General features: G+C 37.8%; 8 protein-coding genes. 2 read left to right on the forward strand and 6 right to left on the reverse strand.

The window, feature by feature from the left end:
* Nucleotides 1-211: 211 nt before the first annotated feature.
* The 3 genes from LZF87_RS00090 to LZF87_RS00100 all read right to left on the reverse strand — a co-directional run bounded on the left by LZF87_RS00090 (nt 212) and on the right by LZF87_RS00100 (nt 4616).
* Nucleotides 212-1165 (reverse strand): AAA family ATPase, encoded by a 954-nt coding sequence (locus LZF87_RS00090; RefSeq protein WP_244340136.1) that lies wholly within the window; start codon nt 1163-1165, stop codon nt 212-214.
* 74 nt (nt 1166-1239) lie between these two features.
* On the reverse strand, nt 1240-2607 hold the full coding sequence (locus LZF87_RS00095) for a peptidylprolyl isomerase (RefSeq protein WP_244340138.1): 1368 nt from the start codon (nt 2605-2607) through the stop codon (nt 1240-1242).
* A gap of 44 nt (nt 2608-2651) precedes the next feature.
* Entirely contained in the window at nt 2652-4616 is a 1965-nt protein-coding gene (locus LZF87_RS00100) for a peptidylprolyl isomerase (RefSeq protein WP_244340140.1), read from the reverse strand.
* Between the two features lie 251 nt (nt 4617-4867).
* Here LZF87_RS00100 and LZF87_RS00105 point away from each other — a divergent pair, with 251 nt between their 5' ends.
* Both LZF87_RS00105 and LZF87_RS00110 read left to right on the forward strand, forming a co-directional pair.
* A complete protein-coding gene (locus LZF87_RS00105; protein ID WP_244340142.1) occupies nt 4868-6457 on the forward strand; it encodes a peptide chain release factor 3 in 1590 nt (529 codons plus the stop codon).
* 60 nt (nt 6458-6517) lie between these two features.
* Nucleotides 6518-6733, forward strand: coding sequence for a hypothetical protein (locus LZF87_RS00110; protein ID WP_244340144.1), 216 nt, complete (start codon nt 6518-6520; stop codon nt 6731-6733).
* 53 nt (nt 6734-6786) lie between these two features.
* Here the strand turns inward: LZF87_RS00110 and LZF87_RS00115 are convergent, their stop codons facing one another.
* The 3 genes from LZF87_RS00115 to rpoC form a co-directional block, all read right to left on the reverse strand.
* Entirely contained in the window at nt 6787-10197 is a 3411-nt protein-coding gene (locus LZF87_RS00115; RefSeq protein WP_244340146.1) for a hypothetical protein, read from the reverse strand.
* Nucleotides 10198-10388: 191 nt separating this feature from the next.
* Complete coding sequence (locus tag LZF87_RS00120) at nt 10389-10700, reverse strand: DUF3467 domain-containing protein (protein WP_244340148.1); 312 nt, start codon at nt 10698-10700, stop codon at nt 10389-10391.
* 89 nt (nt 10701-10789) lie between these two features.
* Nucleotides 10790-15094, reverse strand: coding sequence for a DNA-directed RNA polymerase subunit beta' (gene rpoC, locus LZF87_RS00125; protein ID WP_244340150.1), 4305 nt, complete (start codon nt 15092-15094; stop codon nt 10790-10792).
* Nucleotides 15095-15308: the final 214 nt, after the last annotated feature.

A 15308-nucleotide genomic window follows, 5' to 3' on the forward strand; every position in this document is an offset into this window, starting at 1 on the left:
ATGCAGATAACTTAACAAAATCACCCATAAACGTATATTTTTTACGAATACTTAATTTTTAGATTTTATTTTGTCAAATCGTAAAAAAACAGGCTTTAATTTTAAGAAATCAGCAGAATATGTATTTATCAGGAAGGTTTTCATAGCCACTATAAAACAAAAAAAGCGCAAAGAAAATAACTCCTTGCGCTTTTTTATTGCTTATTTAAAATTAAAACAGCTTCTTAATAATCATTTCTTCAGTAATACCTTCCGCATCTGCTTTATAATTCTTAATGATACGATGGCGTAAAATTCCGGTAGCCACAGCCTGAACATCTTCTATATCCGGTGAAAACTTACCGTTCAATGCGGCATTAGCTTTTGCTGCTAAAATTAAATTTTGAGAAGCACGCGGGCCGGCACCCCAATCTAAATAGTTTTTGATAAAGTCTGTCGACAGAGGGTTGTCCGGACGGGTTTTAGACACCAATGTCACGGCATATTCAATTACATTATCCGCAACAGGGACACGTCGGATTAACTGCTGAAAACTGATAATCTCTTCCGCGGTAAATAACGGATTCACCTGAACGGTAAAATCTGTAGTCGTACTTTTCACTACCTGAACTTCTTCTGCAAATGAAGGGTAGTCAAGCTTAACAGCAAACATGAAACGGTCTAATTGCGCTTCCGGCAACGGGTAGGTCCCTTCCTGTTCAATAGGATTCTGCGTAGCCAAAACAAAGAAAGGCAAATCGAGCTGATAATGTTGTCCAGCTATGGTAACCGCTTTTTCCTGCATCGCTTCCAACAAAGCCGCTTGGGTCTTGGGAGGCGTACGGTTAATCTCGTCAGCCAGGATAATATTGGAGAAAATCGGACCTTTTATGAATTTGAAATTGCGACTTTCATCTAAAATCTCACTCCCTAAAATATCGGATGGCATCAAATCGGGCGTAAACTGAATACGTTTGAAATCCAACCCCAAAGCTTGCGAAATGGTGTTTACCATCAGTGTTTTTGCTAATCCAGGAACACCTACCAAAAGCGCGTGTCCTCCCGAGAAAATACTTAACACAATCTGGTTAACCACATCCTCCTGACCAACAATAATTTTGGCAATCTCCTCTTTTAGGGCTTTCTGTTTTTCAACCAGATTTTGAATTGCTGTTACGTCCGACATATTTCCGTTTTGAGTTTTAAGTTAATGAATTATGAGATAAAAACGATACAGGTTTTAACACCCATAATTTACAATTATTTCTTAAGCCAATTATTTGTGAACTTACATTCACGGTATTCTCCGTTAATTTTGATGTATGTTTCCTTAATTTTTTCTTCTGTCCATTTTGCAATCGCTTTAATCTGCTTTTCTTTCAAAGCCAGATCTTTTATCTTTAAATAATCTGTTGCAAAATCAGCCGTATGCTCCTCATAGCGATGCGTCACTGTAATCAGTTTGTATTTTCTATTTCCGTTTTGCTCCTGGTCCATCAACGGCAACGAAACAGCATTATCTTTTAAATCCGCAACTTCACTATACAACGACGGATCCATTTTTGTCAATTCAAAACGTGTTTCCAAAGTTCTTGGATTGACCAAAATACCTCCACTGTTTCGTGTTTCTTTCTCGTCTGAATGCGCCTTAGCAGCTTCTGAAAACGTAATCTGCCCGTCTACAATTCGCTTACGGATATTTTCAATTTTAGTTTTTGCATCCTTCATAGCCTCATCAGTTACCTTAGGCGCGATTAAAATATGACGAACATCTAATTCCTGTCCGCGAATTTTTTCCAGATAAATAATATGAAACCCGAATTCCGTTTCAAAAGGTTCTGAAATTTCCCCTTCCTGCAAACTGAACGCTACGTCTTTAAACTCTTTAACGAATTGTGTTTTTTTAGTCAGCTTGTAATAACCTCCGTTAGGTACGGAAGCCTTATCTTCGGTATAAATAACTGCTTTACTAGTAAAACTTGAGTTCCCTTCCAGAACATCTTTTCGGATTTCATTCAGCTTATCAATAACCTTTTGTCTTTCAGCCTGACCAATTACTGGTTTCACCACAATCTGAGCTACTTCCATTTCCGCTCCAAAAACCGGTAATTCTTCTTTCGGGATTTTATTAAAAAATGTTCTTACTTCCTCTGGAGTAATCTCTACGTCATCCAAAATTTTGCGCTGCATTTGCTCAGTCAGCTTATTCATTTTAACCACATCAAAAAAATAGGTCTTGAAATCCTCTAAATTTTTCTTGTTGTAAAACTGAATTACTTTCTCTATAGAACCAACCTGATCGACCATCTGATCCAACTGAGAATTCATAAATTCATTCACCTCACCATCAGATACCACAATACTATCCTGTATGGCTTGATGGGCATACAATTTATCTTCCAGTAATTTACCAAGCATTTCACAACGGGCAATATCTTTTGTATCGACACCTCGTGCCTGCAACTCAACAAAAGTCTTGTCAATGTCCGAATCCAAAACCACATAATCACCAACAACTGCAACAACACCATCAATTTTCTTTTTCTGACTTGTTTGTGCATTGATTGAACCAAAAGCACAGATTGACAATCCGAAAATCAGGGCAATTTTATTGTTTACCAACTTCATTTTAATCTTTTTAAATAGCATTTGCTTTACTTAAATTATATGGTTTATCTTATATCTAACTGATTTTTTACTTTGCTAAAAACCTCCTGATTCACTTTCACATTGAATTCTTTTTTCAACTCATCCACCCAATGCGCTTCAAGATACTGCTGATAATCATTAATAACCTTCCCTCTGGTTTCTTCCAATTTTTTAGGACCTTTCTCGATCTTTTTATTAACCTGGGTTACAAAGTAATAATTACCATCCTTAGTGATATCTGTAACTCCAACATTAAATTTTTGGTTCTTTGGCAAAGCATCGCTGCCTATTTCAAAAACGCCCGATTTTACCATTACATCAACATCCTTTTTATTAAGGTTTGATTTGATGAAATCAACTGATTTTTTCTTTTTCAGATATTTTTGTGTTTTATTGATCACATCCTCTTTGGTAGATGAAAACACATTCACATCAACTCTGTCTTTCCATTGATAATTAGCTTTATTCTTTTCGTAGAAATTCTGTAGCCCGATCGAATCGTTTTTCGCTTTTGTCCAGATTTCTTTCTCCATCAAATCAAACAACAACAAACCATCCCTGTATTCTTCCATCACATAAGAAAATTCAGGATATTCTTTCTCTAAATTTTCATCATAATGCTTAGACAATTTTGAATAAACAAAATCATTATACAATCTTTCATAAAGCTTAGATAACGGTTTAATACTCAAATTCGATTTCTGTTGGTTAAAAATATACGTAAGAAATTCAGTTGATTTTACTTTTACATTTTGATCCATTGTAAATATCACCTCAGACGGATCTTTCACACCAGGCAACTCCCATTGCTGAGTATAATACTTATCATTTAAATAAGAAAACACATTTTTATAGGCTTTTTTATTTTGTACAACTTTGTATTTAGCGCTCAATTTCTCATTTAAAGACTTGTTTATTAACTTGGAACGATCGTCTTTCCTTATTTTACTGTCAAAATCCACATCAGTTTCTTCAAACGATTTAACCGGGTGTTTTTCAATCAGTTTAATAATATGCCATCCGAACTGACTTTGAAACGGCTCTGAAATATCACCTTCTTTTTTTAATGAAAAAGCAACATTTTCAAACTCATCCGAACTTAATTCACCAGAACCAAATCGCTGCAACTGACCGCCTTTACCCGAAGACGATTTATCCTGAGAGAATTGCTGGGCTAAACTTTCAAAAGATTCACCCTGTTTAAGTTTTTTGTAAATATCGTCAATAGTAGATTTTGCTGTAGCTGCCTCAACAGGAGTCTGCCCGTTTAACGTCATAATGTGTGCAACGGTAACCTGTCCTCTGTTATCGCGGATGTCGTTTACTTTTACCAAGTGATATCCGAAACGGGTTCTCACCGGCATGGAAACTTCTCCTTTTGGAGTTTTGTAAGCAGCGGTTTCAAAAGGATATACCATTCTGAAAACACTGAACCAGCCTAAATCACCTTTATTCTCTTTTACCGATGGATCTTGGGAATTCTGTACTGCAAGTGTTTCAAAATCCTCTCCGTTAAGGATTCTTTTGCGTACGTTCATTGCCTGATTATACACTCTTAAAGTGTCTGCCGGAGCTGCATTCTCATCAAGGTTGAATAAAATATGAGAGGCTTTTATTTCTTTCAACGATCGCTTGTAAGCTTCATCGATCAATTCTTTTGTCACTTTCGAATCCGTAACATAATTTCTCGCAAGCTGCGCGCGATACGATTTAAGTTCATTCTGATAAGCAGGATTGTCTTGAAGTCCTAACTTATTGGCTTTTTCAACTTTCAATTTGTAGCCGATGAAAAGATCCAGATAATGATTCAAATCCTTTTGAGAATCGTCCTTTACCAATTCAAGATTTTTCTTGTAAACTCTTGTAAATTCGTCTGTATAAAACGGTTTGTTATCAATCGTAAAAAGAACCTCTTTTTTATTTTCCTGAGCAAAAGAAACTGCATTGGCAGTCATGAAGAGACCTAGTAGAATTTGTTTTAATTTCATTTCTTTTTTTATAACTATTTAGTTTTGAAATTTTTAAATTTTGAACCATTATCAATGGTCTGCACTATTTACAGAACATTCGATTTGCAATCAACAAAAATAACAATTCAAAGCTATTATACAACCATACGAAATACTATTAACAAAAAATTATGCGCAAAATTGAACATGATTACCATAAGGCTATTTTTCGGATAATGAAATGAGTTCTCGTAAATTATAATTACTTTTGCACTCACAAATTTTGTCTGATGAGTTTTCAAAAAGAGATACAACGTAGAAGAACCTTCGGGATTATTTCTCACCCCGATGCCGGTAAAACAACATTAACAGAAAAACTGTTATTATTTGGTGGTGCTATTCAGGAAGCAGGTGCCGTAAAAAGCAATAAAATCAAAAAAGGAGCTACTTCCGATTTTATGGAAATTGAGCGTCAAAGAGGAATTTCAGTTGCCACCTCTGTATTGGCTTTCAATTACAAAGACAAAAAAATCAACATTCTCGACACCCCTGGTCACAAGGATTTTGCGGAAGACACCTTCAGAACATTAACTGCAGTTGATAGCGTTATTGTTGTTGTTGACGTTGCAAAAGGAGTTGAGGAGCAGACGGAAAAACTGGTTGAAGTTTGCCGCATGCGAAACATCCCGATGATTGTTTTCATCAACAAATTGGACCGTGAAGGAAAAGACGCTTTTGATTTGATGGATGAAGTGGAGAAAAAACTAAAACTTCACGTTACTCCGTTGAGTTTCCCTATTGGAATGGGATACGATTTCAAGGGAATCTATAATATCTGGGAGAAAAACATCAACCTTTTCGAAGGAGACAGCCGCAAAAACATTGAAGAAACCATCGAGTTTTCCGATATTGAGAATCCGGAACTGGAAAAAATTATCGGAGAAAGACCCGCAAACAAACTTCGCGAAGAATTAGAACTTATTAGCGAAGTATATCCGACTTTTGACAGAGAAGCTTATTTAGCAGGACATTTGCAACCTGTTTTCTTTGGATCTGCATTAAATAATTTTGGGGTACGCGAATTATTGGACTGTTTCATTGAAATCGCTCCAACGCCAAGACCAAAAGATTCCGACACACGTGAAGTAAAACCAGACGAAAACAAATTTTCCGGGTTCGTATTTAAAATCCATGCCAATATGGATCCAAAACACCGTGACCGCTTGGCCTTCGTAAAAATCGTTTCAGGAACATTCGAGAGAAACAAACCGTATTTACACGTTCGTTTAGGGAAAAACCTGAAATTCTCAAGTCCGAATGCATTCTTCGCCGAGAAAAAAGAAATTGTAGATATTTCGTATCCGGGAGACATCGTTGGACTGCATGATACCGGAAATTTTAAAATCGGAGATACACTTACAGAAGGTGAATTAATGCTGTTTAAGGGAATCCCGAGTTTCTCTCCAGAGCATTTCCGATATATTAACAATGCCGACCCATTAAAAGCTAAACAACTTGAAAAGGGAGTAGACCAGTTGATGGACGAAGGTGTAGCGCAGCTTTTCACACTCGAGATGAACAACCGAAAAGTGATCGGTACCGTAGGTGCTTTACAATATGAGGTAATTCAGTATCGTTTAGAGCACGAATATGGCGCTAAATGTTCTTATGAGAACTTCCCTGCGTTTAAAGCTTGTTGGGTAAAACCGGAAGACCCTAAAAATGAAGAGTTTGCCGAATTCAAACGTATCAAACAAAAGTTTTTGGCAAAAGACAAATACGATCAGTTGGTTTTTCTTGCTGATTCTGATTTTTCCATTCAGATGACTCAAAGTAAATATCCGACTGTAAAATTATTTTTCACTTCCGAATTTGATTAATTTACATTTTGACAATTCGTTCTAAAACTAAATTAATAGTTCTAAAAAAATTAAAAACACATGAAGTCGAACCTACTAAAAATATACATTTTCAGCTTTTTATTCATGTCTGATTTTGTAATGTTCGCGCAACCAGGAACCGATGACGGAGGTGGCGGATTGGAAGATGATGACCCACCCGTTGCTCCAATAAACAGCAAATTGTTTTGGCTGGCACTTTTTGGAATTGTATTAGCTCTTAATTTCTTCCGAAAAAGAAAAAACAAAACCGCATAAAATAAAAAATCCACCTTTTGGTGGATTTTTTATTTGTATTTATTTAAGACTGATTAAAAAACAATTTTCTTATTTACCATTCTGCCATCCTCAGAAAAAACTCTAACAAACAAAACAGTATTTTCTTCTCTAATTTCTGAAATTAAAACAGCAGTATTACTTTTTGCCTCTTTCTGTATCAACATTCTTCCGCTCACATCAAACACTTCTATCTTATCTATAGCAACACTATTGGCATCGACATTTAAATCCCCATTTTTATCCTTAAACACAATCACTGTATTCTCACTAAAGTTGACTTGATTACTACTCAACAAAGCCGGATAAATAATTTCAAAACGATTAGCAAAAGCACCTGCATCCGATGCAAACGAATAGGACGATCCTTTTAAATCGTGTGAAACATTTAATAATTTATCTCTTAAATAAACATTCTGGTTCCCAGAGAAGACTCCGTTCAGATGATCAATGGAAATAGTATGAGTACCTGCAAATGAAGTTTTGAACCGCAATGGAACGACATCCGAGGCATCAAAGGAAGGTCTTCCCTGAATAAGATAATTGCCACCACCTATTTCCATAGTTAATGAAACAGGTGAATCTTCTATTGCTTTACCATCTATTCCATAATCTATCCCTAAAGTAGCAGTCTGGAAATAACCCAGAAGCATTTGATTGTTTGCTCCGGAAGTATTCGATACATTAAGCCAGATACGATCTCCGTTTAATACTCTTTGCTCTGATAAATTACCATTCTTAAAAAACTGATCTGCGTTATTGGCCACACGCATTGCATTCGTAAAAGAAATATTGGTTGCCCCATTAATCATTTCAACCAAGAATCCCTGTCCGGTCCTCAAGATACCTTGAGGATCAACCACCTGTGCTTCGCCATTGCTAACAAAACCGGCGGTAGTCCAAGTACAATAACCCGGATCTGTGTTAGCGTTATTGGTCTTGCGCCAAAAATAAAGCGTTCCTGTTATATTTCCGGCATTCCCATTGACAAAACTTGCCATATCCACACAAGACGGATATGGATTACCAACCCCGTTAAATCCTAAACCAGTCCCGCCATTGTAAGCGTTAAAATTGACGTTTCCGTTATTGGGTACTCCAGTGAATATACCATCCCATTTGGTTGGTGTTGTAGGATGGTTATCCGGCATACGAATCAGATAGCCTTTAGCCAACTGAAAATTATTAGAAGCCGGTGCTATTGTGCTGTACACATTCGTTGCCGAATTATACACATAAAAACGGGTTGAAACTGTTAATGGTGAAAAAGCCAATAAATTTTGTGAAGCTACCGGCGATGACCATAAGGTATAATCCAAACGCATTAAAGCTGAACTTTTTCTATTTACCACAATAGAACCTGAATTGGCCACATCGTTTATCTGAATCAAATTAGCATTATTTTGAATGACCATATTGGCACCACTTGAAACAATTACCTCATTTGCAACTGTAATATTATTACCAGAGCTAACCGTTAAAACAGAAGTCCCGTTTAGCATCAGCTTATTAGCGAAAGCATCACTCCCAACAACAAGCACATTCCCCGAATTGATAGTCACATCTGCACCAAGAGTCGGAACAGCTCCACAGCTCCAGTTCCCTGCCGTGTTCCATTGATTATCAATAGCTCCGGTCCATACATTTGAATTATTCACCACGACTGTCGAACTACCACTGACAACCTGGGTACAAATTCCGAAACTGACGGAAACCAAGGACAACGTTTGGTTTGTATTAGCACCTGTAACAGTAATTATTGCTGCTCCACCTGTTAAAACAATTGTCTGATTACTTCCTCCATTTATGGTGTAAGTAAGCGTTGCATCAGGGGTTCCACTTACATTAAAAACAGCATTACTTCCCGAACAGATTGGACTATTATTGGAAACAATCGTAGCTGTAAGCATTGGATTCACCGTAATTGTTGCTGTAGTGCTATAAGCCGTACAATTCGGATTCCCTACCACCGCGCGATAATAGGTTGTTACTGTTAAATTAGTCACGGTTAAAGTTGCTGAAGTATTAGCAATATCTGTAACTCCTGAAGAAAAATCACTCACCGGTGATGACTGCCATTTCTGTATAGAATTATTAGTATAACCTGTTAAGGTTAAAGTCGTGCTGTTGGTTCCATAACACACGGTTGTACTTCCAGAGAGTGTTCCCCCGTTTGGACTGTTTTGAACAGTAATTTTCACACGTGAACTATTTTCAGCGGCACAAGCACCGCTTTGAACAACCGCCCTATAATAAGTAGTTGATGTTATATTGATAACCGTTAACGTATTTGTCGTATTGGCAATATCAACCGGATTATTGAAATTTTGCATAGCTGAGGACTGCCATTTAATAACATTTCCTGTATAACCTGTTAATGTAAGCACTGTTGAATTATTCACAGAACAAACCGTAGCATCGGACAATACAGTACCTCCTACTGTCGCAGGAGAGACTGTAACCGTCACAACCGAACTGTTGACAGTACCACATCCTCCGGTTACCGCAGCTCTATAGTATGTAGTCACACTTAAGGTTCCCATTTGTGCTGACGTAAGCGTTGCAGATGTAGCTCCGTTAATATTAGAAAAAACAACATTATCGGTGGAGCGTTGCCATTGAATTGTCCCAGTACTACCTGCAAGAACAATATTTGCGGGCTGGGTTCCTGAACATATGCTCTGATTCGAAGAAACCGAACCGGCATTCGGATTGACAATTATACTAGCGACAGAACTTCTTGATGAACAGGTGCCATTCGTAAGCACTACCCTATAATAAGTTGAAACTGAAACATTAGAAACTATCAGACTGGTTGTTGTATTTACAATGTCAGTCACGGAAGAAGAAAAATCACTAACAGTACTTGACTGCCATTTAACGACACTTCCACTATGACCACTCAGTGTTAAAACAGTATTATTCGTACCAGGACATACTATTGCACCTCCCGAAACCGTTCCTCCATTGGGCGCAGCATTTACTGTAAAGTTAGGTGAAGCACCGCTTCCGTCAGCGGCTGAAAAATCAGGATCAGTCGAACCTACCGCGATAGAATAATTCCCTGATGCATTGGCAGGCAAGGTTATTGTTCCCTGAACATTCGTATTAACAGCATTATTACCACCTGTAAAAGTATAGGGAAGCAGCGTTAATGGCCCCAACAAGGAATAAGGAGCACCTCCCGTGTTACTACTCAAATAAACATTAAAGCTTGTACTGAATGAATATCTTCTATTAAAGCCATTCCCGTTTCTTGTCTGAAAGGTAACAGTAACTGTTTCACCGCCACATACAGGATTAGGAGTTACACTGTTTACCTGAATGGATTGCGAAAAGCCAAAAAATGAAAAACCAAAAAAACAGATCACGAAAAACAAAAAGTTGGTTTTGATCGATTTTGATTTTTCAAAAAAACCGGAATCAGAAGTATTTATTTTTATCATTGAGGAACTGATTTACATTACAAAACCATCTGAAAGCCATTAAAAAACAAGACAATTCAGACATAATCATTTAACAAGTAAATGTAAGCATTTTATCCCTATAGCAAAAAAAAATCATCAATTAGGAGAACATAAAAATCACCATATAACAAAAAAAGTCTTCCATTGCTGAAAGACTTTTTTTTATTCAATTATGCCTGCCCTGTCGGACCAAAATTAAACGGGATTGGTGTTGGTTCCGCTTCCTTTATCTCACCATGCGCATTTTCGAAACGGTGGATATTTTCTCCTAAAGCGTTTAACAATCGTTTTGCATGCTGTGGTGTCAACACAATTCTGGATTTCACCTTTGCCTTAGGAACGCCAGGCATGATACTTACGAAATCAATAACAAATTCGGTGTTCGAATGATTTATGATTGCCAGATTGGAATAAGTCCCTTCTGCTGTTTGTTCGTCCAACTCAATATTAATTTGTCCTTGTTGATTGTTTTTATCACTCATCGTCTTACTTTTTAATAATTATGCTAAAATATAAAATCCTAACAGTAAGACACTGTTAGGATTTATAAATATAGTGATTAATTTAATTTCTAGTAATTAAATTCTTCTTTCACTGCCATAAGTTCGTTGAACTCTTCTTTAGAACCTACGATTATGTTGTCGTAATCTCTCATACCGGTACCGGCTGGGATTCTGTGACCCACGATAACATTCTCTTTCAATCCTTCTAATCCGTCAACTTTACCTGCAACAGCAGCTTCATTCAATACTTTGGTTGTTTCCTGGAACGATGCCGCAGAGATGAACGATTTTGTTTGTAACGAAGCTCTTGTAATACCCTGAAGAACCGGAGTTGCCGTTGCCGGAACTACGTCTCTTGCCACTACAAGATTTCTATCATTACGTCTTAACAATGAATTTTCGTCTCTTAAATCTCTTGGAGAAACAATCTGACCTGCTTTCAGGTTTTCAGAATCTCCTGCATCCTCCACTACTTTCATTCCATATAACTTGTCGTTTTCGATAATAAAGTCAGAAGTGTGAACCAATTGATCTTCTAAGAATAGAGTATCTCCCGGATCCTGAATCTGAACTTTACGCATCATCTGACGAATTACAACCTCAAAGTGCTTGTCATTAATTTTTACCCCTTGTAAACGGTATACCTCCTGAATCTCGTTAACCAAGTACTGCTGAACAGCAGCTGGCCCTTTAATTCTCAAGATATCATCCGGAGTGATTGCTCCATCAGACAATGGCACACCCGCTCTTACGAAGTCATTCTCCTGAACTAAGATCTGACTTGATAATTTCACCAAGTATTTCTTAATCTCACCGAATTTAGATTCGATGATAATCTCACGGTTACCTCTTTTGATTTTTCCAAAAGATACTACACCATCAATTTCAGAAACCACCGCAGGGTTTGAAGGATTACGAGCCTCTAACAACTCGGTAATTCTTGGAAGACCTCCGGTGATATCGCCTGCTTTCGAAGAACGACGAGGGATTTTCACTAATACTTTACCTGCTTTAATCTTCTCACCGTCGTTAACCATCAAGTGAGCTCCTACCGGTAAGTTGTATGAACGAATAAGTTCACCGTCTTTTCCGTAGATTAATAAAGTAGGGATTAATTTTTTATTTCTACCCTCTGTAATTACTTTTTCCTGGAATCCTGTTTGCTCATCGATTTCAACCATGAACGTTTGTCCTTGTTCGATATCTTCGTAAGCAACTTTTCCTGTAAATTCAGAGATGATTACACCATTATAAGGGTCCCATTTACAGATTACATCTCCTTTATCCACTGTCTGACCATCTTTAACAAAGATACTCGAACCGTAAGGAATGTTATGTGTATTTAATAGGATTCCTGTTTTCTCATCAACCAATTTCAATTCAGTTGAACGGGAAATTACGATATCCACTGAGTTTCCTTCGTTATCTTCTCCTTTAACTGTTTTAAGATCTTCGATTTCCAATCTACCTGCAAAACGAGTGATGATGCTAGACTCTTCAGAGATACCTCCCGCAACCCCTCCTACGTGGAACGTACGAAGTGTTAACTGTGTACCAGGCTCACCAATTGACTGTGCTGCAATAACACCAACCGCTTCACCTCTCTGCGTCATCTTACCAGTTGCCAAGTTACGTCCGTAACATTTAGCACAGATTCCTTTCGGAGCCTCACAAGTAAGCGGCGAACGAACATCTACTTTTTCAACTGGAGAAGCATCGATTGCTTTCATAATAGCTTCGGTAATTTCTTCACCTGCGTGAACCAATACCTCGCCACTCAACGGATTGATTACATCCTGTAAAGCAACACGTCCTAAGATTCTTTCACCTAAAGACTCTACAATCTCTTCGTTTTTCTTTAAAGCCGAAACTTCCACACCTCTTAAAGTACCGCAATCTACAGAGTTTACGATAACATCCTGAGATACATCATGAAGACGACGAGTCAAGTAACCAGCATCCGCCGTTTTAAGAGCCGTATCCGCAAGACCTTTACGGGCACCGTGAGTAGAGATAAAGTACTCAAGGATGGAAAGACCTTCTTTAAAGTTTGATAAGATCGGGTTTTCAATAATTTCACCGCCACCAGCAGTTGATTTTTTCGGCTTAGCCATCAAACCACGCATACCAGTTAACTGGCGAATCTGCTCTTTCGATCCACGCGCCCCAGAGTCAAGCATCATATACACCGAGTTGAAACCTTGCTGGTCTTCTCTAATGTTTTTCATTGCCAACTCAGTAAGCTGCGCATTTGCAGAAGTCCAAATATCAATAACCTGGTTGTAACGCTCGTTATTGGTAATAAGACCCATGTTATAGTTCATTGAGATACCGGAAACTTGTTCTCTGGCGTCTGCAATCAATTGTTGTTTTTGTTCCGGAATACGGATATCTCCTAATGAGAATGACAAACCACCTTTGAAAGCGAATTTGTATCCCATATCCTTCATGTTATCCAAGAAGGCAGCAGTTGTAGGTACATCAGTAGCACTTAAAATGTGTCCGATAATATCACGCAACGATTTTTTAGTCAATACCTCATTGATATATCCGGCCGCTTCAGGTACTACTTCATTAAATAATACTCTACCGGCAGTAGTTTGGATAATTTTGTTTACCAATTCTCCTTCTTCATTGAAATCTTTTGCTCTGATTTTAACGCGAGCATTCAACTCAACTCTTCCTTCATTCAAAGCGATATTACACTCTTCTGCAGAATAGAAAGTTAAACCTTCACCTAAAATCTTGTGATCCGGTGTAGACAAACGCTCTTTGGTCATATAGTAAAGACCAAGAACCATGTCCTGAGAAGGTACCGTGATAGGCGCACCATTGGCAGGGTTAAGGATATTGTGCGAAGCCAACATTAATAATTGCGCCTCTAAAATAGCCTCAGGTCCTAATGGTAAGTGAACTGCCATCTGGTCACCATCGAAATCCGCGTTGAATGCCGTACACACTAACGGGTGTAACTGAATCGCTTTTCCTTCGATCAATTTTGGCTGGAACGCCTGGATACCTAAACGGTGTAACGTAGGAGCACGGTTTAGCAATACCGGGTGACCTTTAATTACGTTTTCAAGGATATCCCATACTACCGGCTCTTTTTTGTCGATAATTTTCTTAGCCGACTTAACTGTCTTAACGATTCCTCTTTCGATTAATTTACGAATAACGAATGGTTTGTACAGCTCAGCAGCCATATCTTTTGGAAGACCACATTCAAACAATTTCATTTCCGGCCCAACGACAATAACCGAACGGGCAGAATAATCCACACGTTTACCTAATAAGTTTTGACGGAAACGACCTTGCTTACCTTTCAATGAATCAGAAAGTGATTTCAATGGTCTGTTTGATTCTGTTTTAACAGCAGAAGCTTTTCTTGTGTTATCGAACAACGAGTCTACAGATTCCTGTAACATACGTTTTTCGTTTCTCAAGATTACCTCAGGCGCTTTGATTTCCATTAATCGCTTCAAACGATTGTTACGGATGATTACACGACGGTAAAGGTCGTTCAAATCCGAAGTCGCGAAACGACCACCATCAAGTGGCACTAACGGACGTAATTCAGGCGGGATAACAGGAATAACTTTCATGATCATCCACTCCGGACGGTTCTCTCTGTTATTATTTGCTTCACGGAAAGACTCCACTACCTGAAGACGTTTTAACGCTTCTGTTTTTCTTTGTTTAGATGTTTCATTATTAGCCGCGTGACGTAATTCATATGACAAAGCATCTAAATCGGTACGAGCCAATAAATCCATGATACACTCAGCACCCATCTTAGCGATGAATTTGTTTGGATCGGTATCATCTAAATATTGGTTTTCCATCGGAAGAGAATCCTGAATATTCAAATATTCTTCTTCAGTTAGGAAATCTAATTTGTTTAAAGTTTCTCCGTCTGGACCTTTAGCAATACCTGGCTGGATTACTACATATCTTTCGTAGTAGATAATCATGTCTAATTTTTTAGACGGCAAACCAAGGATATAACCAATTTTGTTAGGAAGTGAACGGAAATACCAGATGTGAGCAATAGGCACCACCAAATTGATATGACCTACTCTGTCTCTACGTACTTTTTTCTCAGTAACTTCAACCCCACATCGGTCACACACGATCCCTTTGTAACGGATTCTTTTGTATTTACCACAAGCACATTCGAAATCTTTTACAGGACCGAAAATTCGCTCACAGAAAAGACCGTCACGCTCTGGTTTATGGGTACGATAATTGATGGTTTCCGGCTTTAAAACCTCACCTCTTGACTCCGCTAGGATAGATTCCGGAGAAGCTAAACCAATGGAAATCTTGTTAAATCTTTTGATCGTATTCTTATCTTTATTTCTATTATTCATCATAGTTTTTACTATTGATTTATTTGCAATTAAAAATTGATTTTAGACTAACTATTTACTCTTAAAAAGAGTCAATTTATTACGTCACTACCTCGAATTACTTCTCTAAACTTCGAACTCAAATTTGAAGTGCTAGTTATAAAATGCACAGCATTCTTATAAAAAATCGGAACGGGTTACGGGTATAAATCCTTAAAAACTTATTATAAATAAGTAT

This window comes from Flavobacterium enshiense, from assembly GCF_022836875.1.
GTDB lineage: Bacteria > Bacteroidota > Bacteroidia > Flavobacteriales > Flavobacteriaceae > Flavobacterium > Flavobacterium enshiense_A.